The 25164-nt window shown below is 35.8% G+C and carries 23 protein-coding genes and 2 tRNA genes; 9 read left to right on the forward strand and 16 right to left on the reverse strand.

Annotated elements, in window-relative coordinates; genetic code table 11:
* Positions 1-39: 39 nt before the first annotated feature.
* Genes ACYVHJ_RS17715 through ACYVHJ_RS17725 form a run of 3 tightly spaced genes read right to left on the reverse strand, consistent with a single transcriptional unit; the run spans position 40 to position 1702 of the window.
* Complete coding sequence (locus ACYVHJ_RS17715) at positions 40-213, reverse strand: hypothetical protein (protein WP_303615485.1); 174 nt, start codon at positions 211-213, stop codon at positions 40-42.
* 2 nt (positions 214-215) lie between these two features.
* A complete protein-coding gene (locus ACYVHJ_RS17720) occupies positions 216-644 on the reverse strand; it encodes a DUF2141 domain-containing protein (RefSeq protein ID WP_339902153.1) in 429 nt (142 codons plus the stop codon).
* Positions 641-1702 carry an AMP-binding protein gene (locus tag ACYVHJ_RS17725; protein ID WP_339902154.1) on the reverse strand — a complete coding sequence of 354 codons (1062 nt, stop codon included), beginning with the start codon at positions 1700-1702 and terminating at the stop codon, positions 641-643. Before ACYVHJ_RS17725 ends, ACYVHJ_RS17720 begins: the two co-directional genes overlap by 4 nt.
* Positions 1703-1815: 113 nt before the next feature.
* On the opposite strand from ACYVHJ_RS17725, the gene ACYVHJ_RS17730 reads away from it, so the two are divergent.
* The 4 genes from ACYVHJ_RS17730 (at position 1816) to ACYVHJ_RS17745 (ending at position 6661) form a co-directional block, all read left to right on the forward strand.
* A complete protein-coding gene (locus ACYVHJ_RS17730; RefSeq protein ID WP_339902155.1) occupies positions 1816-2652 on the forward strand; it encodes a 1,4-dihydroxy-2-naphthoyl-CoA synthase in 837 nt (278 codons plus the stop codon).
* Positions 2653-2897: 245 nt separating this feature from the next.
* The gene (gene pckA, locus ACYVHJ_RS17735) at positions 2898-4475 is read left to right on the forward strand and encodes a phosphoenolpyruvate carboxykinase (ATP) (protein ID WP_339902156.1); all 1578 of its coding nucleotides are present in this window, start codon (positions 2898-2900) and stop codon (positions 4473-4475) included.
* A gap of 7 nt (positions 4476-4482) precedes the next feature.
* A complete protein-coding gene (locus ACYVHJ_RS17740; protein WP_339902157.1) occupies positions 4483-5658 on the forward strand; it encodes a 6-bladed beta-propeller in 1176 nt (391 codons plus the stop codon).
* Between the two features lie 148 nt (positions 5659-5806).
* On the forward strand, positions 5807-6661 hold the full coding sequence (locus ACYVHJ_RS17745; protein ID WP_339902158.1) for an alpha/beta hydrolase: 855 nt from the start codon (positions 5807-5809) through the stop codon (positions 6659-6661).
* Positions 6662-7013: 352 nt separating this feature from the next.
* On the opposite strand, the gene ACYVHJ_RS17750 is transcribed toward ACYVHJ_RS17745, so the two are convergent.
* Positions 7014-7739 carry a VIT1/CCC1 transporter family protein gene (locus tag ACYVHJ_RS17750; protein ID WP_460517431.1) on the reverse strand — a complete coding sequence of 242 codons (726 nt, stop codon included), beginning with the start codon at positions 7737-7739 and terminating at the stop codon, positions 7014-7016.
* Positions 7740-8245: 506 nt separating this feature from the next.
* On the opposite strand from ACYVHJ_RS17750, the gene ACYVHJ_RS17755 reads away from it, so the two are divergent.
* Positions 8246-8319: transfer RNA gene (locus ACYVHJ_RS17755), tRNA-Asp, on the forward strand.
* Positions 8320-8572: 253 nt separating this feature from the next.
* Positions 8573-8646 (forward strand) — tRNA-Asp (locus ACYVHJ_RS17760).
* Between the two features lie 248 nt (positions 8647-8894).
* Here the strand turns inward: ACYVHJ_RS17760 and ACYVHJ_RS17765 are convergent.
* Complete coding sequence (locus tag ACYVHJ_RS17765; RefSeq protein WP_339904625.1) at positions 8895-11024, reverse strand: catalase; 2130 nt, start codon at positions 11022-11024, stop codon at positions 8895-8897.
* A gap of 571 nt (positions 11025-11595) precedes the next feature.
* On the opposite strand from ACYVHJ_RS17765, the gene ACYVHJ_RS17770 reads away from it, so the two are divergent.
* Positions 11596-12609: a DNA topoisomerase IB gene (locus ACYVHJ_RS17770; protein ID WP_339904627.1), complete on the forward strand. Its 1014-nt coding sequence runs from the start codon at positions 11596-11598 to the stop codon at positions 12607-12609.
* Positions 12610-12627: 18 nt separating this feature from the next.
* Here the strand turns inward: ACYVHJ_RS17770 and ACYVHJ_RS17775 are convergent, their stop codons facing one another.
* Entirely contained in the window at positions 12628-13503 is an 876-nt protein-coding gene (locus ACYVHJ_RS17775; protein WP_460517436.1) for a DUF808 domain-containing protein, read from the reverse strand.
* Between the two features lie 220 nt (positions 13504-13723).
* On the opposite strand from ACYVHJ_RS17775, the gene ACYVHJ_RS17780 reads away from it, so the two are divergent.
* Both ACYVHJ_RS17780 and ACYVHJ_RS17785 read left to right on the forward strand, forming a co-directional pair.
* Positions 13724-13885 carry a DUF1328 domain-containing protein gene (locus ACYVHJ_RS17780; protein WP_339904631.1) on the forward strand — a complete coding sequence of 54 codons (162 nt, stop codon included), beginning with the start codon at positions 13724-13726 and terminating at the stop codon, positions 13883-13885.
* Between the two features lie 332 nt (positions 13886-14217).
* On the forward strand, positions 14218-14739 hold the full coding sequence (locus ACYVHJ_RS17785; RefSeq protein WP_460517440.1) for a DUF421 domain-containing protein: 522 nt from the start codon (positions 14218-14220) through the stop codon (positions 14737-14739).
* Positions 14740-14865: 126 nt separating this feature from the next.
* Here the strand turns inward: ACYVHJ_RS17785 and ACYVHJ_RS17790 are convergent, their stop codons facing one another.
* The 10 genes from ACYVHJ_RS17790 to ACYVHJ_RS17835 all read right to left on the reverse strand — a co-directional run bounded on the left by ACYVHJ_RS17790 (position 14866) and on the right by ACYVHJ_RS17835 (position 24870).
* A complete protein-coding gene (locus ACYVHJ_RS17790) occupies positions 14866-15324 on the reverse strand; it encodes a ferritin-like domain-containing protein (protein ID WP_460517443.1) in 459 nt (152 codons plus the stop codon).
* 313 nt (positions 15325-15637) lie between these two features.
* Entirely contained in the window at positions 15638-18175 is a 2538-nt protein-coding gene (locus tag ACYVHJ_RS17795) for a PAS domain-containing sensor histidine kinase (protein WP_460517446.1), read from the reverse strand.
* A gap of 126 nt (positions 18176-18301) precedes the next feature.
* Positions 18302-18751, reverse strand: coding sequence for a response regulator (locus tag ACYVHJ_RS17800; protein ID WP_460517449.1), 450 nt, complete (start codon positions 18749-18751; stop codon positions 18302-18304).
* A 353-nt stretch (positions 18752-19104) separates the two neighbouring features.
* On the reverse strand, positions 19105-19578 hold the full coding sequence (locus ACYVHJ_RS17805) for a pyridoxamine 5'-phosphate oxidase family protein (RefSeq protein WP_460517452.1): 474 nt from the start codon (positions 19576-19578) through the stop codon (positions 19105-19107).
* A 176-nt stretch (positions 19579-19754) separates the two neighbouring features.
* Positions 19755-20783 (reverse strand): helix-turn-helix domain-containing protein, encoded by a 1029-nt coding sequence (locus tag ACYVHJ_RS17810; RefSeq protein WP_460517455.1) that lies wholly within the window; start codon positions 20781-20783, stop codon positions 19755-19757.
* Between the two features lie 562 nt (positions 20784-21345).
* Positions 21346-21792: a response regulator gene (locus ACYVHJ_RS17815; protein WP_460517458.1), complete on the reverse strand. Its 447-nt coding sequence runs from the start codon at positions 21790-21792 to the stop codon at positions 21346-21348.
* Complete coding sequence (locus ACYVHJ_RS17820; RefSeq protein ID WP_339901878.1) at positions 21782-22369, reverse strand: helix-turn-helix domain-containing protein; 588 nt, start codon at positions 22367-22369, stop codon at positions 21782-21784. The genes ACYVHJ_RS17815 and ACYVHJ_RS17820 overlap by 11 nt, the downstream gene beginning before the upstream one ends.
* A gap of 450 nt (positions 22370-22819) precedes the next feature.
* Positions 22820-23002 carry a hypothetical protein gene (locus ACYVHJ_RS17825; protein ID WP_339901879.1) on the reverse strand — a complete coding sequence of 61 codons (183 nt, stop codon included), beginning with the start codon at positions 23000-23002 and terminating at the stop codon, positions 22820-22822.
* A gap of 278 nt (positions 23003-23280) precedes the next feature.
* Positions 23281-23436 (reverse strand): DUF1328 domain-containing protein, encoded by a 156-nt coding sequence (locus ACYVHJ_RS17830; protein WP_339901880.1) that lies wholly within the window; start codon positions 23434-23436, stop codon positions 23281-23283.
* Positions 23437-23592: 156 nt separating this feature from the next.
* Positions 23593-24870 (reverse strand): PQQ-dependent sugar dehydrogenase, encoded by a 1278-nt coding sequence (locus ACYVHJ_RS17835; RefSeq protein ID WP_460517463.1) that lies wholly within the window; start codon positions 24868-24870, stop codon positions 23593-23595.
* Between the last annotated feature and the right edge of the window lie 294 nt (positions 24871-25164).

Consider the following 25164-nt stretch of genomic DNA (forward strand, 5'->3'; position numbering starts at 1 on the left):
TAATGCCGGTGGTTGAGCCGGCATTATTTTTTTCGCCTTTCAATTCCCTTGTTTCTTTTTGGCGTAAACCCCGAATAGGTAAGAGAAAATAACCGTTCCTCCTGCGATTGTAGGAATATAAGGATGATAAATAACCCTAAAGAAGTACAGTATATATACGATAGCCGCAATAAGCCCAATTAAGGCAACGATAATTTGAAGATTCTTCAGCATAATTATTTCAAAGTAAAACTTATGGTATGCTCTCCCCTAGATAGCTGAAAGGAAGCACTTTCAAAGGTTGGGGCAGAAAAAGTGCCCCTTGCGTCATTAGAAAACCCATAGAGATCTTTGGGTATGCCAAACAAATTTTTACGCATTACACCATCCCCATCAACATCATGAAATGCAGAGACTGCATAAACCCCTGTTTCCAAATTCTTAAACTTAAATACTGCCTTCCCCGATTGAACCTTGGCAGACGCAGTTTCAATTGCCGCAGAAGCCTGATCAGGAAAACCTTTTGCTCCCTTAAACAATAAGAGTTGCACGAGGCCTGCATTTTCTCCTTGGACATCAACTTGAATGGTCAAATTCGTACTGTTTTCTGAAAGGGAAAGCCCCATAAGCAAAGTAGATAGGATAAGTATGGCTTGGTTTATCATTTTGCTAAAGTACGCAATTGATCTATCTTACCTGAACTTGTTAGCTTGAATTGAGGAAAAAACAAGATTTGTTTGGGGTTATGGAATTTTGGAAGCAAGCTTTTCGCTTTTTGAAGCAGTAATTCCCCTGCTACAGCATTTTCCTTTCCTTCAATAACCAAAGCCAATGCCTGTCCTAACTTGTCATCTTTGATACCTGTTAAAAAAAACATGCTTTGCGGAAAATACAATTGAACCAGGTCTCCAATTTCTGCTGCAATTTCTTCCGGATGTAATTTTACACCCCCTGAATTCACCACACGATCAGCCCTACCTTTCCATGTAAAAGCATCTTCACTTTCGAGCTTTACAATATCATTGGTTTGCAACCAAGAATTGCCCCCCATGGGAGCTAGAATCATAAGGCGATTGGAGTCATCTACTTTTATCTGTACATTAGGCAAGGCCCTGTAAATGAGATCGCCATTGCTTTTTAAATCGGCAAGGGCAATGTGAGAAACTGTTTCTGTCATTCCATAAGTCTGGAAGAGCCTGCCCGGTAACCGGCTCAATTGCGCTCTCAACCGTGAAGAAATGGGGGCACCACCTATGATAATATTTTTTACTTGGCTCAAAGCTAAGGTTCCATTCTCTGAAGTCAAACTATTTTCCACTTGCAAAGGAACCAAAGCAACAAAATCAAAATGTTCATTTTCAAAACCCTTCAGAGGGTTAGCATCAGCCGCAATGACTTTTAATTCACCTTCCCATTCCAGCGCCCTGACAAGCATCATTTTGCCGGCCACCTTTTCTGTATCCAAACAACAGAGCATTTTACAGCCTTTGCTAAATCCGAAAAACGTTTTGGTAGCCTTTGCGCTTTCTTCCAATTGTTCTCGGGAAACTGTCACTTTCTTAGGCAAGCCTGTAGATCCTGAGGTTTGTAAGACAAAGCTATCCTTGCCATTTAACCATTGCTCACAAAAAGCGAAAGCTTCTTTAAAAGGATTAGCCAGATGATGGCCTTCACCCTTTCGTATCTGGTTTATTGTATAAGTTGTATCCCCGAATGTTATCATAGGTTTTTGGCTGTACAAAATAAATAAATTATGAACTCTCAGCCATAATCAGCAGGCTTAATTTTACAAAATTAAAATAGCCTGTTAACTTGCAATAAAAAATCAACCTGGAAATGATCAATTGGAAAACAGTAAAAGAATACAAGGACATTACTTATAAGAAATGTGAAGGTGTGGCCAGAATTGCCTTCAATAGGCCTGATATTAGAAATGCTTTTCGCCCCCAAACTACCAGTGAACTTTATGATGCCTTCCTGGATGCAAGGGAAGACGTAAACATTGGCGTGGTATTGCTTTCTGCAGAAGGCCCTTCCTCCAAAGATGGGGTCTATTCCTTTTGTAGTGGCGGAGATCAAAAAGCAAGGGGACACCAAGGCTATGTAGGAGAAGACGGAATGCACCGCTTGAACATTTTGGAGGTTCAACGCCTTATCCGCTTTATGCCAAAAGTGGTCATAGCTGTAGTTCCGGGCTGGGCAGTTGGTGGTGGCCACAGTCTACATGTAGTGTGTGACCTTAGCCTTGCAAGTAAGGAACATGCCATATTCAAACAAACAGATGCAGATGTTACTAGTTTTGATGGAGGATATGGGTCTGCTTATTTGGCCAAAATGGTAGGCCAAAAGAAAGCACGAGAAATTTTCTTTTTAGGTCGTAATTATTCCGCTCAAGAAGCCTATGAGATGGGAATGGTAAATGCAGTTATTCCACATGATGAACTGGAAGACACCGCTTTCCAATGGGCGCAGGAGATACTGGAAAAATCCCCTACCTCAATAAAAATGTTAAAATTTGCATTCAACCTTACCGATGACGGTATGGTAGGTCAGCAAGTTTTTGCCGGAGAAGCTACCAGACTCGCCTATATGACTGAAGAGGCTAAAGAAGGCCGTGATGCTTTTCTCCAGAAGCGCAAGCCCAATTTTAAGCACATAAAATGGATACCTTAAATTCGTTAAATATGTTAGGCCTGCTTTTCTCTTTCACTCAAAGATAGCTTAAGAAATAGCTGCAGGGAACACTCTCCTTACAGCTATTTCTTTAAATATTTATATACTATCTATTATTCCATTAACATAGATAGATTTTTATGATTTTAGTCATGATTTTTTCTGACAGACCACATTGCCATTCCGCCCATATATTGGTATTTTTAACTAATCGCAATTGAGAACTAAAAAAGAGAATTAGAACCATGGATTTTGATTTAAAAAAATACGAAATAGAAGTAACGGATATTTTAAGAAATGGAGAAACAGCATTGTTGTACGAAGCTGCTTTGAGACTAGAAAAAGGATCTGCCATTTCCAGTACCGGAGCCCTGATGGTCTATTCAGGTACGAAAACGGGAAGGAGCCCAAAGGACAAACGCATTGTAAGACATCCTGAGTCTGAGAAAGACATTGATTGGGGTTCTGTAAATTATGAAATGGATGAGCACACATTTATGGTGAATAGAGAACGTGCCATAGATTATTTTAACACAAGGGAACACCTATACGTGGTAGATGCCTTTGCAGGTTGGGATCCAAAGTTCAGAATAAAAGTAAGGATAATATGCACAAGAGCGTATCATGCGTTATTTATGCAAAACATGCTAATTCTCCCAACAGAAGAAGAGCTAAAAGAATTTGGAGAACCGGATTATGTAATTTTTAATGCCGGAGAATTTCCCGCCAACCACTTCACCACCAATATGACTTCCAAAACAAGTGTAGGAATAAGCTTGGAAAATAAGGAGGTGGTAATATTAGGTACTGAGTATGCCGGAGAAATGAAAAAGGGCATATTTACCATCATGAACTACTTGATGCCGGAGCAGGATGTGTTGTCCATGCATTGCTCAGCCAATGTGGGAGAAAAAGGTGATGTCACCTTACTATTTGGCCTTTCCGGGACAGGCAAAACCACACTTAGTGCAGATCCCAAAAGGAAACTAATCGGTGATGACGAGCATTGCTGGCATGATGAAGGGGTTTTCAATATTGAGGGAGGTTGTTATGCGAAAGCCATAGATTTGAGTGAGGAAGCAGAACCTGATATTTTTGGAGCCATTCGCTACGGCACAGTATTAGAAAACGTAGTCTATGATCCGGTTAGTAGAAAAGTGGATTATTCAGACACTTCAATTACTCAAAACACCCGTGCATCTTACCCCATCGACTATATAGCAAACACAAAAATTCCGTGTACTGCAGGTCATCCAAAAAACATAATTTTCCTTACCTGTGATGCTTTTGGAGTTTTGCCTCCAGTTAGTAAATTGAGCCCTGAGCAGGCTAGCTATCACTTTATTTCAGGCTATACTGCCAAGGTTGCTGGTACCGAAATGGGGGTAAAAGACCCGGAAGCTACCTTTAGCGCTTGCTTTGGTGCCGCATTTATGATGTGGCATCCAAATAAATATGCTAACTTATTGGCTGATAAAATAAAAAATCACAATGTCAATGCCTGGTTGGTCAATACTGGGTGGAGTGGTGGATCCTACGGAGTAGGCGCAAGAATAAAGTTGAAATATACACGGGCGATTTTGGATGCCATTCATCATGGGGATTTTGACAATGTTGCTTTTGTAAATGAAAGTGATTTTAATCTACAAATCCCTACAAGCTGCCCCGGTGTACCAAGTGAAATATTAGTACCAGAACACACCTGGAAGGATCAGGAAAAATTTAGTGAAGTTAAAACAAAGCTGATAAATCTTTTTAAAGACAATTTCAATCAATTCAAGGACCAAGTTGATTTAAAAATTATTGAAGCCGGCCCAAAATAAACTACAGATGAAAAGCTATAATCGTTATTCTATACTTATTAGTTTTGTTAGTATAGTTTTAATTCAATGTCAATCAAAAATAGACGAAGGGGTGTCCATAGACACTCCTTCTTTTTTAATAGACAATAAGGAAGTTCTACCCTTTGAAGCCTCTGTTTCAGATATTGAATTCATACCGCTAATTGCTCCAGAAGACACTTTGATAAATCTATCCGGTAAAGTGTATGACTTGGTCATCAAAGATAAAATCTATTATGCCAATAAAAGCTTCAAAGACCTCTCCATTCATTCCTTTGATCTTAATGGAAATCACCTACGAAGTTGGAATAAAAAGGGAAATGGGCCCGGTGAATACCCTACTATTCACGGCATCATAGTAGAAGACAATACACTGTTTATCAATACAGGAAGAGGAAATTTATTAGAATACAGCTTACCGGAATTAGATTACCTAAGTGAAATTAAATTGGCGGATAACAACTTTGTCCCTACCGTCTCAAAAAGCGGAGAAGATAATTGGCTAATTTCAACTGAAAAAACTGGAAATGGTCGAGAAAAAATATTCCAAATAATAAATTCTGAGACAAAAAACACAAAAGAACTATCCATTTTATCCCTCCCTTTTAGTGGTGAGTTAAATCCGGGCTTGGTAGCAAACACAAATAATGGGAAATTATTGAATTTTGGACTTTCCGATACAATTTATCATTATCAACAGGATACCGTAACAACTTACTTGACTCTAAACTTTGGAAGTAAGGGAATTTCTGCCGAGGACTATGAATTGGACGGTCACGCTTTTATGGAAAAAATTCTACTTTCACAAAATTACGCCTTCAACTCAGGCTTAATTGATTATAGTGATGGAATCCTAAAACTCATGATTTATGGGATTGACAAAAGCAATAATTTTAATCAAGAAGACCTTTCTACCTTCCCATTTTACGATGTGTTTATTCAACGTGATACAGGCATGAAAAAAATCACCAAATCATTAACCGATGTCAGAAACAGTACTTATTCAAAAGACGGATATTTTTATCAAGTTTTGCAATATGAAGACTGGCAGAGGGCTTTAGACCTATCTTATTTCGGCAAGTATGAAGAACTACTTTTACAATGTGTAGAAAATTTAATTGATGAAGAGGATCCCATCATATTAAAGTATACTGTAGGCTTTTAAACAGCATATCAGTAGAATTTTTACTTTGAAAATAAATCCGAAATCTTATTTTTGAAAATAGAACAAATCAATAGGGTAAAAAACGTTAATTTGATTTATACAATCTTTTATAAACTACACCCTCTCCCTTTAATTGAAAGCTACATTCATGAAAAATTCGATCTACATCATACACCCCATTCTTTTGTTGGTCTGTTTCATTTCCACCGAATTGACAACAAAGGCACAAAATCACAGAGAAGAGATTTACAAAATTACAGGTAATGACACGTTAAAAATGGACATTTATCTTTCAGATGAAAAAAGAAAAGACAAGCCTGCAATCGTTTTTTTCTTCGGAGGAGGATGGGTTTCTGGCAGTTGGGATCAGTTTCGTCCGCATGCAGCACACTTTTCAAAAAAAGGATTTGTCACTGTGCTGGTAGATTACAGGGTTTCTTCTCGCCAGGGTACCAGTCCATTTGAAGCCATCGAAGATGCTAAATCGGCCATGAAATACGTCAAAAAGAATGCAGTCCGGTTGGGTATAGATTCTGCGAAAGTGATTGCATCCGGAGGCTCAGCAGGGGGACATCTTGCAGCTAGTACCGCAACAATTTTAGGGTTTGAGGGTGAAGCATACAAAGGTATTAGTGCTAAGCCTGTTGCGCTACTTCTCTTTAACCCTGTCATTGATAATGGACCAGCAGGCTATGGTTATGAACGACTAGGAGATCGGTACAAAGAGGTTTCACCCCTACACAACTTAAAAAAGGGCGTCCCTCCCACCTTATTTTTTCTAGGTACAAAAGACCGTCTAATTCCTGTAATCACGGGCAGGTATTATCAGAAAGCTATGGAAAATTTGGGAAGCTATTGTGAATTGGTATTGTATGATGGTCAGCCTCATGGTTTTTTCAACTATAAGAACCGAGAAATCTATGAACAAACCATTTTAGAAACTGAAACATTTCTCAGAAAAATTGGTTTGTTTCCCCAACTTAAAATCACGGAATCCCCTTGAGCCAAACCAATTACTAAAGTTACCTAAATGTTAAATATAATCTAAAATTGATATCCATTGATAATATTTCAAAAACATGTTAAAAAGTGTAAATAATACACTTTTTAATGATTTTTGCAGCAATTTCAGTAAAATATTATTTGGTAAAAGTAGAAAATTTGAAATATTTAATTTTTTTTCAACTTAATGAAAAGATATGCTATAATGCCCCTTGTGCTTCCATTTGTTTTTCTTAAGTTTAAAAAATCATAACAATTTAAATACTTACTCAGTAAGGCATTGCGCCAGAAATATAGCTGTAGTCGGTTAAAATAAACCCACCTAGGAGCCTTTGTATTACAAAGGCTTTTTTTTATTTTAGTAGAAAAGCTTCCAATAAATCCCCTACAAAGTAAGCTACCAAAGCAGCCACAATCCCCAGTAAAAGTGTTTCAATTACACTTTGCCATATACCGGTCTGGTTGACCCAGCTCTTTAAAGCTCCTACCAATACGAATGCCAACCCTGTAAGCAAGCATGTCCAGAAAAAAACATCAAAATCAACCGTATAAAAATAATCCCAGACATATACGATCAATGGGATAAACCCCACCACTACGAAGGAAATAAGTGTTGCTAAACCTATCTTAAATGGGCTTTTTACTTCTTCAATCATATTAAGCTCGTCCTTCATCATTTCATTCACCCACCGATCTCTGTCTGCCACAATCACCTCGACCACCTCTTGCAGCAGTTTTCCTTCAAAACCTTTTTCCTTATAAATGGTAACAATTTCTTCACGTTCCTTCTTTGGGATATTATCAACCTCCCAATATTCTATATTTTTGTGTTTCTGGTAATTTTCCTTTTCTGATTTGGAAGAAAGGTAAGCGCCGATTGACATGGACAATCCGTCAGCAAATAAGTTGGCAAAACCTAATATAATTATTACCATAGGATCCAGATTTGCTCCAACAGCTCCGGCTACCACAGCAAAAGTGGTAACCGCTCCATCGATTCCTCCATATACAAATTCCCTCAAATATTCCTGAAGGTTTTTAAAGAATGGTAATTCTTGGTGTAATTCTGACTCTTCCAAACTTTGTTTATTTAAAATTTTAAAACTTAGACCCAAAAAGCAATTCGCCCCCTTTTAATTACAAGTCTTTTTTAATGTACGAAAATTCAATTAATTGGAGAAACCTTTATTATTGATTGCCTTATAATAGTACACTACTGCCTTAAAATAGCCCTGGCGCAAGTAATTAAAAGGGCAATAGATGAATGAAAAATGAATCAGACATAGTGAAACAAATTCATAGCCGAATCTTTGGAGAGTTTAAGTAAGGTTATAAGCAAATCAAACCTTATAAGAGGTCATGAAAATGTTCATTTAAAATTAATGTCCTTGAATATGAAAGTGATAAAGCAAATCACTTCTTTTTTTTTGTCCTACTATTGTATAAAAACAAACATTCTTCTACCTTTGTACCACTTCAAACGAGGAGTAATAAAGAAACAAGAAAAGAGTGGTAGTTCAGCTGGTTAGAATGTCCCGACTTATCGGGAAGATCGCTGGATCAAAACTTAAGAAATAAAAACATTGGAGTGGTAGTTCAGCTGGTTAGAATGCCTGCCTGTCACGCAGGAGGTCGCGGGTTCGAGTCCCGTCCATTCCGCTTAAAAGCCTTGGTTTTCCAAGGCTTTTTTTAACTTCTTAATAATAGATTTACCAATTTTCACTTTCCAATAGTGAAATTCTAACAAAAAAAGAGAAGTAGTTCAGCTGGCTAAAATGTCCCGACTTATCGGGAAGGTCGCTGGATCGATACTTGAAGAATTAAAAATATTGGAGTGGTAGTTCAGCTGGTTAGAATGTCCCGACTTTATCGGGAAGGTCGCTGGATCGAAACTCAAAAATTAAAAAATATTGGAGTGGTAGTTCAGCTGGTTAGAATGCCTGCCTGTCACGCAGGAGGTCGCGGGTTCGAGTCCCGTCCATTCCGCTTAAAGCCTTGGTTTTCCAAGGCTTTTTTTGTTGGTAGAAAACAAATATTATCAATTGCGTTTTAATCCAACCGAAAGATAAAAACTATTGAAAAATCTGGGTGGTATGGTCTTAATACTTTTTATTTCATATTGACATTCCAAACAATGCTAATGTATAAACTTTCTGAAGGAGCATATCCAAGTATATTATACCTGGAAAACTCCTTCAGAAAATTAAGCTTTTATAAGGATCAACTTATAGGTACTAAACAGGAATACCTTCTGTCTTTTTCATTCGGTCCCAATTTCTATGTTGAGCAATTGCCTTGATAAAAGAATTAGGCTCAGCATTGATTAGAACGGCTTTGTCATCTTTAAAATCTTTTACATATGTTTCATCCAATAGATTTTCCCCTTCATTATCTACGGCAATGGCTTTGCAGTGCTTTAAGGCTTCATTGATAAACTTTATGAATTTAGGCGTTTTTGATAATGCCTCAATCGAAGCCTGCCCACCCGGTATGTATATGGCATCAAAAAGAACACTCTCGGTCGTGGTAATACTTGCTCCAACAGGATGATCCATATCAGCATCACATTTTATTGTCCCACCATGAGGGGCAACTATCATGCAAACAGCATTTTCAGCTTCTAAAGCCGATTTCATTTGTTTAAAATCGTCCATTTTAAATCCGTCAGCGGCTAAAAAAGCAATTTTTCGGGTAGCAATGCTATCGAATTTGGTATTGGCTTGACTCAGGGCTGTTGATTTGTCAAGGTAATTTTTTTTAGGTCCGGGTTGATAAGCTGCTACGTTAGCATCAGCCCCTATCGCTTGATTTATCGGTTCCTCTATCTTTTCAGGTACACTAAGCCCTAAATTACCTGCAACTTCTTCAGCCAATTTATTGTCAATTTGAGCAATCATCCATAGCATTCTTTCCTGAATATGCTTGTGATTACATTTACCCAATTCAAAGGAATAGGCATTGGCCACATGGCTTTTTTCCCAATCAGCCAAGCTTCTATAAAAGAGAGCGGGTTGGGAGAAGAAATCGTTGAAACTTTCACTCCTTGCTCTAATTTTATTCCCATCTATTTTTTCTTCATATGAAGAAAATGCTCCCTCTGCCATCTTCGAAAGGTGGGGGCAGCCTCCTCCAAGTGTATTGGGAAAGTAGGCCGTTTGACCCTTAGGAATTTCGGTCTGCATGTGCCCATCCCTTTGGTTATGATGAGCTTTAGCCAGCGGCTGATTGATAGGAATTTGATGGAAATTCGGACTCCCCAACCTAGACAGTTGGGTATCTCGGTAAGAAAATAAGCGTCCTTGAAGGAGCGGATCATTGGTAAAATCTATACCAGGCACAATATTACCCGGCAAAAAAGCTACTTGCTCTGTTTCAGCAAAGAAGTTTTCTGGATTTTTGTTCAAGGTCATTTTTCCAATCACCTTAACGGGAACCATCTCCTCAGGAATCAATTTTGTAGCATCCAACAAATCAAAATCAAATTTGTGTTCATCTTCCTCCGGCACAATTTGCACCCCTAACTCCCATTCAGGAAATTGACCGGAATCAATGGCTTCCCAAAGGTCTCTTCTGTGGAAATCAGAATCTGCCCCACTTATTTTTGTGGCCTCATCCCAGGTAACTGAATGAACTCCTAATACCGGCTTCCAATGAAACTTAACGAAATGCGATTCTCCTTTTTCATTGACCAGACGGTAAGAGTGAATCCCAAAACCTTCCATCATTCGATAACTTCTCGGTATGGCTCTATCGCTCATTACCCAAATCTGATTGTGTAAGGTTTCTGGAGTTAGGGAAATGAAATCATAAAAGGTATCATGAGCCGAGGCTGCTTGAGGTATCTCTTTATTCGGCTCCGGCTTCACAGAATGAATCAAATCAGGAAACTTCATTGCATCCTGAATGAAGAAAATCGGCATATTATTACCAACTAAATCCCATGTTCCTTCTTCCGTATAAAACTTTACAGCAAAACCACGTACATCCCTTGCAAGATCTGTAGAACCCTTGGAACCGGCAACTGTAGAGAATCTTACAAAAACAGGTGTTTTTCTATTGGTATCTGTAAAGATACCTGCTTTAGAATATTGACTGATACTATCATATAATTCAAAGTAACCATGGGCACCACTCCCCCTAGCATGTACAATCCGTTCTGGGATTCGTTCATGATCAAAACTGGTAATTTTCTCCCTAAGAATAAAATCCTCCAGAAGTGAAGATCCCCTTACGCCGGCTTTTAAAGAATTATTGGTATCGTTGACTTTAACCCCTTGCCTAGTGGTTAATTCCTGACCTTTGGGGTTGACTGTAAACTGCTTAAGCTGGTCTGATTTTGAGTGTTTTGCTTCTTCTTTTTTCATATTAAAAATTTTATAGGGTTGATTTAATTGATAAGATTTATAAAATTCACATTGAGCTTCTCCAGCTATTTATAATCTTTTAAATAATGGCTAATATGCAGTTGCCAGAACCCAAAGAAGCATCAGTTTATCCTATTGATAACTCTTCTTTGATAGCTGGAAAAATTTTCTATGATTTATAATACTTTCCCATTGGAATTGGATCAAATCTAAAAGAGATATTAGAATAACTATTGCTCAAAAAATAAAATTATTAGCTCTTTTAAATTATAAATATTTATAATCCTGATTTAGATATAAATTAATTTTTAAAGTCTGTCTATGAGCAAATAAATTCAAGTGGGTAAACTCGGCGTATTCGGCTAGGAGTCAATCCTTTTCTCCCACCATTCTAGCCATTTACTCTACATCTATGTAACACAACAAATTAATTTATTAGGCACCAGATAACGAAAGAGGCAACATAAATATTAAAACAATAGGGCCCCATTTGAGGTTAAATCTATTAACCTTTACTATTATTTTTCAAACAGTAGTTCAATTAAATGTACCTAGCTGATATAGCCTAACAATGAAAGCCATAAGAGAAATTGATGATTCTGCCCTTTGCATTTACAGAAAAAAATGGGCTAGAGGTTTCAGATACATAAATGAAAAAGGAAAACCTATTAAAGACAAACAGACACTAAAGCGCTTAAAGAATTTGGTCATCCCTCCTATGTGGAGTGATGTCAAGATTTGCAGGTTGGAAGAAGGACATATCCAAGCCACCGGAAGAGACAAAAAAGGGCGTAAACAATACATTTACCATAGTACATATGAGCAAAAATGCCAACTGGAAAAATTCAACAGGCTAATTAATTTTGCGAAGGCATTACCTGCTATCAGAAAAAAATCTTACCGAGCCATCCAATCAAAAGAATGGAGCAAGGAAAAAGTATTGGGACTAATGATATTGATTTTGGATGGGTATGGTATAAGGATAGGCAACAAGTATTACCAAGAAAACAACGACACCACAGGTTTGACAACCTTGCGAAGAAAGCATATGAAAATTGAAGGCGAGGGGATTACCTTCCACTACAATGGTAAGAGTAATATTGATCGAAGTGTGATGATTGACGATCCGGAGCTTATTTCCTTGATTAAAGATGCCGCAGAGTTGCCAGGATATGAAATTTTTAGGTACAAAGATAAAAATGGTAATTTTCAGTCTGTAGATAGTGATGAAGTTAATGAATACCTTGCTGCAAATATGTGCGCTGAATATTCAAGTAAATATTTCCGCACTTGGGCAGCATGTCGATTGGCAATTGAATATTACCCAAAAGCTCTTGAAGAAAAACAAAAAAACAAACGCAAAAAATTCAGTAATATAGTGGTGAAAATGGTCGCTTCTGAGCTTGGGAACACCCCCAGTGTATGTAGAAATTATTACATTCATCCAGCTATTATGGAGAAGATTGAATCCAAAAGCCTACCACAGCCTAATCCATTTAAACATAGCAAAAGCACCAATACTCTTTCTAGGGACGAAAAATTTGCCTTACAAATCATTGAAATGGCATCCGTTGAAAGCAAGTAATTCAAAAGAAGGCAGATTTTATCTCTTGACTTTTCTCCAGATACTTAGGATAGTGGATACCACTATAAAAACCACGGCACCAACTGCCAAGCCAATTAAAAACTCTTTTAAAATGGCAGGAAATTCAGGCAATAAATGATGGAAGAAGTCAATATTATGGGAAAATATCCCCCCAGCAACTAACATTAAAGCAATGGTCCCAATGATTGATAGGCCTTTGATCACAATAGGTAATGCATTTACTAAAAATCTACCGAAATAATCTGAAAAACTATTGTCTTCTTCCGTATATGCGATCAATTTTAGACCAAAATCATCCATCCTTACTATTACTGCAACGATTCCATATACCCCTACAGTTGCCAATAAGGCGATTAAAGAAACAACCAAAACTTGCACCCAAATTACCTCTTGAATCACGGTACCCAAGGCTATGATCACAATTTCAACAGAAAGAATAAAATCTGTGAAAATGGCGGATTTAATTTTATTTTTTTCACTCGCCAAAACTTCCTCCTCGGTAAGTTTTTTATGTTCAATCTCTTTTTTATGGTGTTTATTGCCGCTCAAAAATTCATAGACCTTCTCTGCCCCTTCATAGGCCAGATAAAGCCCCCCTAGCAACAATACAATTGTAATGACTTTTGGTAAAAATGCACTCAACAAAAATGCTGTAGGGAGAATAATAATTTTGTTTTTCAATGAGCCCTTGGTGATCGCCCACAAAACGGGAATTTCTCTGGAAGCAACAAAACCTGAGGACTTTTCCGCATTCACGGCAAGGTCATCTCCTAAAATTCCAGCAGTCTTTTTAGCTGCTACTTTACTCATGGTAGCCACATCATCCATTAAAGTGGCGATGTCGTCCAATAATGCAAAAAAACCTGAAGCCATTAATTATCAGTTTAATATTTTATTTCAGAAAGTATAAATAAATCCTAGTACCTAATTGCCATAATCAAGCCAATAATGACGCTTTATGTTCAATTTCGGGACGAAAATATAAAGGCTTAATCAATTTCTTTCATTAAAGGCAATTAATTATTCATTAGAGCACTTTCAAAGAAGATTATCAGGCTAACTTTATTCAAAAATAAAAACTAACGAATATATTATGGTTAAGTGGACAATCATATTCTTACTTTTAGCAATCCTTGCCGCAATGTATGGTTTTGGCGGCTTGGCTGAAGGCGCCTCGGAAGTTGCTAAAGCATTCTGTTTTATTTTTCTAGGAATGGTTATCTTCTCATTATTCATGAATTTTAAAAGAATTTAACCAGAAATATGCAATAGGGAAGGGATTAAGAGTGCTTTTGCTTACCATTAGTTGGTTTGTAGAATTTGCTACAGCTTCGCTATGATAATAAAATATTGAAATTGAAAATATAAGTATTCCTACCTAATGTTTTGGCCATAGGTAACTTACTTTGATCCAAACTTTTAATCCTTTCAACCTACCCCTGCCATTATGTTGTCGATCCTAATTTCATTAATTCATTGCTCTGGTAATACCAGAGAATAGATGAGAATTTCGAGAATCTTAGAAAAGAAATTAACTAACAAGGCATTTACTCTCTTCAATCCATTCTCTTATCTGACCCCAATAATATGGAAAATTTATTCAAAACTTCTTGGGAATCTGTGGCAGTTATTTTTGTGACCGCCTTAGGAATCTATTTATCCGTAATATTATTAACAAGAATCAGCGGAAAAAGAAGCTTTTCCAAAATGTCAAGCTTTGATTTCGCGATGACTGTTGCTGTAGGTTCAATAATAGCCACCACTATTTTATCATCTTCCGTTAATTTAATCGATGGGATCTTCGGTTTAATTGTAGTGTATTTGCTTCAAATCACTATTGCGATAGGTAGAAGAAACAAATTTATAGAAAGCTTGGTAGACAACACACCCCTCCTACTTATGGATGGTCCTAAAATTCTTAATAAAAACTTAAGAAAAGCCAGGGTATCAGAAAGTGACCTCCGGTCAAAATTAAGGGAGGCCAATGTCATACAGCTAAGTCAAATAAAAGCCGTTGTTTTTGAAACCACCGGAGATATTTCTGTCCTACATGCCACTGAGGAACAAGATTTAGATATATGGTTGATGAAGGATGTGAAGAGACGCTAAGCTATAACTACAAACTTGTTTCTCCCTATTTCTAGATTGCGAAAACACTATGTTTGACTATGACATTTACCTACTTCACTTTTTCTGCATATGCCACTCCATCCATCCAAGACCTATTATTAACCCCTAATTCCCCATTTTCTGCTTTATTGATTTAATTTGAATAATGTCGGTTCGAATTTTAATTAAATGGTTTTGTATGATTTGACTCAGCATTATTGGTAAATGCTCCGCTTTCAATAATTCTTCATATTCATCAAGGGCTGCTGATTCCCCACGAATGATATTCTCCAATAAAAATAAATCGTTTTTACCAGCAACAAATGACTTTGCATCCATCCAGGTTCGTTCTATTGCCCCTTTATAGGTTCCATTATTTGATAGTTCACCATAGTTGGAATCAACTTCTCTTTTTAACCGGAGATTAAAATCCCTCCGCTCATTTGATCTTTTGAGAAATATTTCTTTAAGTTCTGGATCTTCAGCATTTTCTGCTGCTGTATTGTATCCTTTTTCTGCATCTTTGTTTTTTTCTAAAATTTCACCAATCTGATGGATCAGCTTATTATCTTCTATATTCATCATGATATTTAAATTAAGCATTCAGTTGTTATGCACTTAATTTAAGCTAAAATTATACCGTAAATTGACTGAAATAATTTTTTTTTGGACTTTAAACCGATATGTCTGTAATAAAATTTCATAATTAGGGTTGTAAACTTTTACCAAGAATTTAACCTATTGAATATGGGTGTTTTACTACTCTACATTGTTTCAGTATTAAGTACGATGATAGAAATAAGACAGGATTTTTGAAAAATAACTTATATCAAAAACTTTATATCGAGAGTTTGAGATTATTTTTTTTAACCGGCCATGACAATAAAATAGGAATACATTAACTATGCTGGGATGGGAAAATAATTTTAAATGTTGTTCCTTTTCCTTGTATGCTTTCTGCTATTACCAAACCACAATGATTATTAATCACTTTTTTCACGATAGCTAAGCCTATACCGGTGCCCTCATATTCATGTTTGGCGTGAAGCCTTTGAAAAACTTCAAAAATTTTGCTTTCCATACCTTTTGGAAATCCAATACCATTGTCTTTGATTAAAAATTCAAAATACTTTTTTTTCTGATTTAGATTCCTAAGCTTAACCTGGCTTTCGGGGACTTTAGAAGCTGAAATCACAATTTCCGGTTTGCGGTCTTTTTTTGAAAATTTTATGGCATTACTTATTAAGTTGGAAAAAACTTGTCGCATTTGAAAAAAGATTGCTTCAGCCTTTGGGAGATCTTTCACAGTAATTCTGGCCTCAGATTCTTCAATCGTCGGAGCCATGTCTTCTAGTACCTGATGAATCACTTCATTAAAATCAATCATTTCATATTTTGTGATATCATCATTAGATCTAGAAAACGAAAGCAAATCGTCAATTAAGGTTCTCATTCTACTTGCCGCAAAGGTTACCTTATCGAAGTAGCCCTTGCCCTTTGAGCTAAAGTTACCATACTCTTTTTCCAATATCAATGAGCTATACATCTGAATCTTCCGCAATGGTTCCTGAAGGTCATGGCTTGACACGTAAGCAAAAGATTGAAGTTCTTCATTCGCCTGTTTTAATTTGTCAACTGAATCTTTAAGTTTTTCATTTGCTTCAAGCAATAGATTTGTCCTTAAAGCCACCTGGCTCTCAAGCTCCCTAGTAAAACCTTCCAAACGCTTGCTGTACAATACCTGGTCAGTAACATCCGTGGCAGTTACAATTACTCCTGAAATCGTGGTATCTAAATCAGACAATGGTATATAATGATAATCCAAATAAAACTCTTTATTTACACCGTTGACAACAATATCAACTTTTGAAGCCTTATCCTTTATGGCTACTCCTGTATCCAATACTTCCATGAGTTCCTCTGGGTATTTCTGATTCATTAGTTCTGGAAAAACAGCCAATAGCGGTTTACCCATAACCTCTTCTCTGGTTTTTCCCCATAGATGGGTCAACATTCTATTATTTGCCAATTCAATTTTAAAATCTTTACCTCTTAAAATGGCCATGGCAACAGGTGAATGCTGCATATGATGTCGAAATTGGCTTTCATTTTTAACCAATTCATTTTTTGAATCCACGATATCTGTAACTTCGTTGACAACCATCATGACCTCCTTCACCTCACCTTCTACTATTAGAATTGGGTGAATAATAAAATTAAAATAGAAGCTTTTCAATTTCCCATTCAAGGGTAAACTTATTTGAAATTCTGTTCCTCTTACTGATTCCTTATTATGGAAAACTTCCTTATATAAGTTTCCCATAGTCTCCTTAATTTCAGGTATAGTGTCAAATAACTTATTACCTAAGAATTCTTCTGACTCTTTTTTAAAAAAATTCAAAAGGGAATTATTTGCCATTTTTGCAACCAATTCCCTGCCCTTAAAAATGGCTATCCCTACTGGTGCTTTATATACAATATTCCGAAAGTTCTGCTCTTCTTTTTTAATTTTATCATTGGCAAAAATCAGCTTTTTTTCATAATTCACCTGTTCCGAAACATCTTGCAATGTTCCGGTGATTCGGTAGGGAGATTTTGGATTTCTAAACCTTACTTTTCCTTGTGCCTGAACAGTCCTAACCTCATTTGTACTTTTATTTTTTATCCCAAATCTTTCTATAAATCTTCCCTCCAGTCTCCCAGCCAATGATTTATTAATGGAGGAGGTTACCCTGTAGACATCTTCCGGCACAATGGTATCCATAGCTTGTTCCATAGAAATGTTCATGCCTTTAGGAATTCCCATCCAATCCATTAACCTATCGTTTCCGGAAAAAGAATTAGTAAGAGGATCATAATCCCATGTACCTAGTTCCGCTGCATCAATTGCAAATGCAAGTTGATTTTCACTTTCTTGCAACAATTGTAAATTTTTAACTGCATCTGTAGTTTCTATACAAGTGATGGAAATCCCTACTGTTTCATCCTCTTCACCAATCAATACGCTATAACTAAACGTCCAGTACACTTCTTCCATTCTCCCATTCCGGAAAATAGAAACAAGCTGGTTTTCATGCCAAGTAGCCTCTCCCGTTTTCCAAACATATTCAGCTTCTTTTTTAAGGGTATGAACTAATTCAGGAAATGCATCTTCAAATTTTTCACCTAATATGGAAGGATGTTTACCATTGTTCCCAAGACTTGGTCTATATGCATCATTATAAAAGCAAAAAAATTCTTTACCCCAAAGAATAAATTTGGGGAAAGCTGTTTTTAACATATTACTAACAGCCATTTTTAAGGATAGTGGCCAATCTTCCGGAACGCCTAAAGGATGTTTAGACCAGTCATAAGCCTCAATAATCCTGCCCATTTCTCCCCCATTCTGCAAAAAATTAGGTCCTTTGGGAAAATTTATTTCTCCTTCTTTATTCATATTTCATCTACCATACTTACAGACTTCAAATTCCTGTTATCCTAAATAAATTCAAAGCATTCTGTTAATTAAATCATTAAAAACTAAACTATATTTAAGCAAAGGAGGAAATACAACTGTAGAATTTTAAGCATGTAAAACAAAATTATGTTTTTCGAGAGCTGAACATGGATCACTCCAGTCTGTATTCAAGGTATTCTTTAGTATATTTTGCATTTCTTCCCGATTGAAGGGTTTCTGGATATAAGCATTGGCTCCCAGCTTATAGGAAAGTGCAATGTCTGAACTATTATAAGAAGTTGAAAATATTATTGTGCAAATATTCTTTAGCCTTTCATTGGAGCGAATTTCTTTCAAACATTCGAATCCATTTTTCACAGGCATATTAAGATCCAAGAATATGATATCCGGCAACTTGGAGTTTTTATTTGTCAAATACTCCATAAGTTGATCCCCACCATGGAAAATCCGTATAGGAATTTCAACATTTATGGTTTCAATGGTGTCTAAAAAAAACTCACAATCATCAGGATCATCGTCTGTTAATACAAGTAAGTTATTCTTTAAATATTTCATTTTAATGGCAGTTCTGTTTGTTTATTCATTCAAATAATAACTGAGAAGCCGGATAGCATAAAAAGTAAAAAGCAAACAGCTAGGCTACTCTAGAAAACAAAATCAAAAATGAGACCAAAACATGTTGATATGCATGTAAAATAATTATATAGTCTCAAAAAACTGACTTCATACTATTAAAAAATGCCTGAATGCCTTCTTTAAATCAAAATTTACCAGTGATTATGATTTATTTAGGTAATCTGGCATTAATAGTCAATGAAATTGGATTAACACTAATTCTTAAAAAATAAGACCTGAAAATAAATTCAGGTCTTTTCTGTTTATGTTTTCAAATTGCCTTTTATCATGGTTTAGAATTGAAAAGCAGAATTTAATTCTTTACCCTCTTTAAACAAATTAACCAACACTCCTTCGTTTTTATCCCAATAATGGGCTTCTGTAGGCACCACCTTAATGGCCGTTAAATCCGGATCCCCGATACCTTTAAACCAGATTCCATCAACCTCACTATCATAAAATTTTTCCAAAATCACACTACCCTTATAAATTATGGCTTGGCCATATACCGTTAAGAATTGCATATTTTCCGGGTTTGAATAGATCAGTTGCAAGTTGTTGTCTTGAATAATATTTTTGTTTTGCGTACTTTTTTCACTGCTCAGAAACCAAATACTACCGTTTTCATCCACTTCCTTGGTCGTCATAGGAATAAAATGAGGAGGGAGAGATTTTAGGTTAGTACCCATAATTGCAAACCGAATGCTTTCAGCCAATTCTTTTAATTGGTCAATTGTTTTTTCTTCGAATAATTTATCTCCACTCATAACTGTCTAATTTAATGTGTTGAACAATACCTATTAGTCCTGAATAAATTTATCCATGGTGAAACCTAATAGCATTACTCCTCGATAATAAAAAGAAAAGCCATCTAGTTATTAACTAAATGGCTAACCTATGATAATCTACCCGTTTAATAGTTGGTTTATATTATTGATTTTCATTAAGCAGATAAAGCCATCGATTGTTGTTTTTCCTTGTATTCTTTGGGACTACAATTGTACTTTTGCCTAAATATTTTTGAAAAGTAACTTCTACTGGAAAATCCTACACTATATACAACCTGAGAAATATTCATGTCAGATGTTTTTATCAGTTCTTCGCCCTTTTCAACCCTTACAGATCTTATATAATCACTAACGGTAGTTCCATGCATTCGTTTAAATCCCTCCTGAAGTTTTCCGGGTGACAAACCTGCCTGACGGCTCAATTCGGCAATACAATGTGGTTTTTCCGGGCAATTTAGAATAGCTTTAGAAATGTCACGAACTGCATTCATCTCCTTTAAAGTAAGGTTACCATTGTTTAAAGCATCTCGCTTTAAATCATCTGCATGTTGCTGAATTTCATAAGCCAAAATCATGTGAACCAACCCCTCAATCATTAAGCTCCTGACAATCCCCCTTTCCTGAATGGCTTCTAGTTGCTGAATTTTATCAGCAATTTTCAAATTGTATGACCCAATATAAATGGAGTTTTGAGCAGGCTTTCCCATCATAAACGATTTCTGAATTCTATAATTCAAACTGTGTTTTTTAGGATTGTCAGTATTCAATTCAGTATTGACCACTATTAATGAAATCTTAATATGCTCGTTTTTAGCAAATTCCAGTATATTTTCTTCATATGCTTTGTTGGTCAAAATGCTCGTTTGAAAATTCTCAAGCACTTTTTTACCGGCTTGACTCCTAAAACTATGGGTAACTTTACCCCTTAGGCAATAGGCAAAACAAATGGGTGGATGTTCTGAAGAACCCACACGAAGGGTCAGGTCTTGAATAAATTTAACATCAAATTCCAGCAAGGATATGCCACTTTTAAAAGTAACGCCTCGAATCTTCCCCCGACCAAATTCATTGTCAATATCCAAAATATGTTCTTTCACCTTCACACTTAGAGCTCCATTCATACTCTGGTGCAACTCATCGAAAATATTCTTAATAGCGGTAGATGTAAGTGTAATGGTTGTCATAGAAATTAATAGCGTTAAACAATAAATACCTGAATACAAAACAAGTGAACACCACTTGCTATTACAGCACAGTCAATATTTGAAACATTTTAGCCTATTTCCAACCCTCCTTTGAGTTGTAAATTTTCCAAAATGATTGTTCAACAAAGATCAACAACTTAAACGCACTTTTGTTATATAACTTTGGGTTAAGATTGCAAAATCTTATGTTTACTAACTTAAGTTTATATTTTTTTGAACAATCCTAAGATATTGATTTTCAATTACTAGGTCAATTGTACACTTTTTGAAAAAAATGTAAAACAAAATTCTAAAACATATTGAATTACACAAAAGCAGTAAGATAAAAGGTAAGAAAGTTCAACAGTAACCCTTTATCATTCGAAAAACTAAACCGTGATCTACACGATTCAAAAATTACAATAATTGCATCTGCTTCACGGGATTTGTAGGTCGGCAAGCCACAAATTTTTTATTTTAAAAAGCCTTAAAATTTTAGGAAACCATAGCCTAATTAAGGGATAAAAAAATGCTCCAATCCGTTTTCAAGTTACTCATTGTCCTAAAAGCGAAACAAAAAGGTATTTCGATTCATATTTGAGGTATGATATTGCCAATTAACCTGCAACACCTTTTCGATTACTTCCTTTAGCTTTGCAAAACTGCTTGGTTTATTGATGTAGATATTGGCGCCATAAATAAAAGTAGCTTCTATGTCCTGCTCTGTGGATGAAGTTGAATAAATTGCGATGGCTAAGTCTTTAAAAGCTTCATTTTGGCGAATTTCTCTCAAACATTGCATTCCATCTTTTACTGGCATATTTAGATCGAGAAATAACAAATTAGGTCTTTCGGATTCATCTGAAAAGAGGTAATTTATTAACTCTTGTCCATCATTAAAAAGCAAAAGCCTAGTTTGAATAGAAAGTTGCTTGATGGCTTCTTTAAACAAAAACCTATCATCTTCATCATCATCGGCCAAAACTACATTTAGAAAGTTATTGCTCATCAACTAGTTTTATGGTTTTATCAATATAGGCATTCAAGCTCTTTTTGCGTTTCATTATACGTTGAAAACTACTTGGAGTAAGACCTGTAGTTTTCTTAAACTGACCCGATAGGTGGGAAACACTACTGTAATTTAATCGATAAGCGATTTCAGTTAAATTCAGATTACCTTCTTGCAACAATTCCTTAACAAGATCTACCTTTCTTAAAATCAAATAATTTTCAATTGATGAATAAGTGTTTTCAGAAAAAACGGAAGACAAATAAGAATAGGTATAGTCAAGTTTATCGGACAAATAGCTGGACACCTTTAAATGCCTTGCATTTTCATCATTTAGCATCTCATCAATTGTGTTTTTAATTCGATCAACAAGGGTTTCTTTCTGATCATCCAAGACTGTTATGCCATAATTTTTAAGGGATTGAATTAGTGAGAATTTAGTTTCTTCAGGCAAACCATCTAAGATTTCAAATTCACTTGAATTGATAGCTGACCATGGTATATTAAATTTCTCCAATTGCTCCCTCACCAATGTTTCGCAAACTACCTTGTAATTATATTTTAAATAAATTTTCATTCAACCTTTAAAATAGCACTCGATTGCTGTTTATACCAAGAGTCCAAAGCAAAGTAAGTACAAAAACAATAATTAATTGAAATTATTTTACTAAAAATAAGGTATTTTATTTATTTAAAAAATAGCATATTATGCTAAAATTCCTATGGGTCTTCATTTTCAATCATTTAAACCACAAATGAATACTAAAAAATGGGAGCAATTATTTTCACCTGAGAAATAGAGTGTTTTTAATATGACTGCAGCAGTTCAAAAAAGTTCTCCAGAAAACCAAAACTGAGTTTAATTTCCTGAATTTCAAAAACTATTATAATTATTACAAGCGCGAACTACGCTATTCGAAATAAATTTTAATTATATAGAAAATATACAGATTTTAATATAAAAAAAACGAATTTTCAAAATTGAAAATTCGTTTTTTTTATGGTAATGTTCTATATTTAATTTTGATTAGGTAGCATCATCTATTTCGTCTTCAACTTCTTCAGCACCTTCTTCTATTGCATCTCCTGCATCATCTGCTGCTTCTTCTATTTTCTCACCTGCACTATCCTTTTTATCCCTACAACTGGACAATGAAAGGAATGAGGTAGTCATAAGCGCTAATAAAAAGATGTTAATGTAACGTTTCATAATTTTTAATTTTAGTTTACAGTTTTATTTAAGTTAAAGTTGGTTACCCCGGGTCTTCTAAATTGATTGCTTTTTCTCCATGCATTGGATCAATTTTAACCCCAATGCTATTCTTTTAATTTAATTCATTAACTGGTAGTTGGTAGTTTTATCTGGTATCAACACTGATCCTGTTGGTTATTTCGGGATATTGAATTTTGTGATTTTAGCCTTTTAGGTATTGGTATAAACCTAAACAGACTATTCATCTATTTTCATTAAAATGACTTTCATGCCATTCATTTTCTCCCAAAAATCAAAGAAATTAAGAAAAGAACAACAAAAATAAAGAATATCACCTTGGCTATTGATGCAGCTCCTTCGGCAACACCGCCAAATCCAAAAATAGCAGCTATTACAGCTATTACAACGAAAATAATTGTCCAACGTAGCATAATTTTTAAAGTTTAGAGTTGTAGATATGGTTTGAAAATGAGTTGATTGCTAATAATAAAATTAATTAACTTGACCTTAGCAAATGACCTCAATAGATCCTATTCTTGCTTCAATCGATCTAATAAAGTTTACAGTTGAAGAGAATATCCATCAACCTAAGAACCGTCTCCATTATAGGAAACCTTCCAGATAAGACCACCGTCGTCATCATTGATCAAAAGTGAGCCATCCGGTGCAACTGCCACACAAACCGGTCGGCCATAAACCTCAGTACCATCTTCATTGGCTATAAACCCAGTTAGAAAATCAATTGGTTTTTTAGGCTTTCCATTGTCAAATGGGATAAAAATAACTTTATACCCTGACAGTTGCTCCCTATTCCATGATCCATGTTGCCCTACAAAGGCACCATTTATAAATGAATTCGGAAATGCATCCGAAGTATAAAAGGTTAGGCCCAATGAGGCAGTGTGACTACCTACCGGTACATCCGGAATGATTGATTTCGCTACCAAGTCTTCGTGTGGGGCATCTTTCCATCTTGGATCTTTTATTTGACCATAATAACTGTAAGGCCAACCGTACCAACCTCCCTTTTTAACACTAGTTACATAATCAGGTACAAGATCATTCCCCAATTTGTCTCGCTCATTTACTGCGGTCCAAAGCTCCCCGGTAACAGGGTTAAAATCCATTCCTACAGGATTTCTAAGCCCATCAGCATAAATAATTTCACCAGATCCATCCGGATTTATTTCTATTATATTGGCTCTTCTATGTTCTTTTTCCATGCCCTGCTCTCCTGCATTACTTGCAGAACCAACAGAAACATAAATTTTATTCTTGTCCTGACTGGCGATTATATTCCTGGTCCAGTGATTGTTATACCCACTGGCTGATAAGTCCAAGATTTTTTCACCTTCTCCTTCAATTTTGTTAGCCCCTTCTTTATAAGGATACCGATAAAGACCATCTGTATTGGCTACATAGAAATACTCACCCAACACCAGCATTCCAAAATTCTGATTCAATTCTTCTAAAAAGACATGTTTCTCATCTATTTTACCATCATTATCGGAATCACGCAATAACCTTATCTGATCGGCACTGTTTTTAGTATTGGATTCAGCGACAAATATATCTTTATTCGGAGCGATATAAGTCCATCTCGGGTGATCCAAATCCTCAGCAAACCTGCTCACGGTGAATCCTTCAGGCGCTTTTGGACCTTCCCCTTTCGGCCAACCTACTATTTCGCTACGATTGGTTACCGAAGTTGAACTATATGGGGCAGGTAAAGTTAGCTCTCCTACAGCTGTCTCAACAGTTACACTATCCTGATTAGCAAATTCTTCTTTCTCAGATCCTGATAACTTTCTTTCCTTGCATCCAAGACCAGTAACTATTAAAAGAGCTAATACTATATATTTCATTTTAATTGTTTTTTAGATTGGCCCCTATTTTTACAATATATTATGTAAACAGTTGATAAAAACTTCACAAAATGATATCGAAACATCCTAAAGGTGAAGCTATACAAATTCCCATTTTAGACATTTATTAATAACATTATATTTAAATGCTATAACCCTTTCGATGCAAATCCTATACCATTATTAAAAAATGTTAAAAAAAGTTTGACCACCTACACCTGAGAAGAATTAGTTAAGCATTTCCAATTCAGCATAAAAAATTAGGAAATAAATAATGTAATTTTAGGATTCGAA

Source organism: Cyclobacterium sediminis, assembly GCF_054781075.1.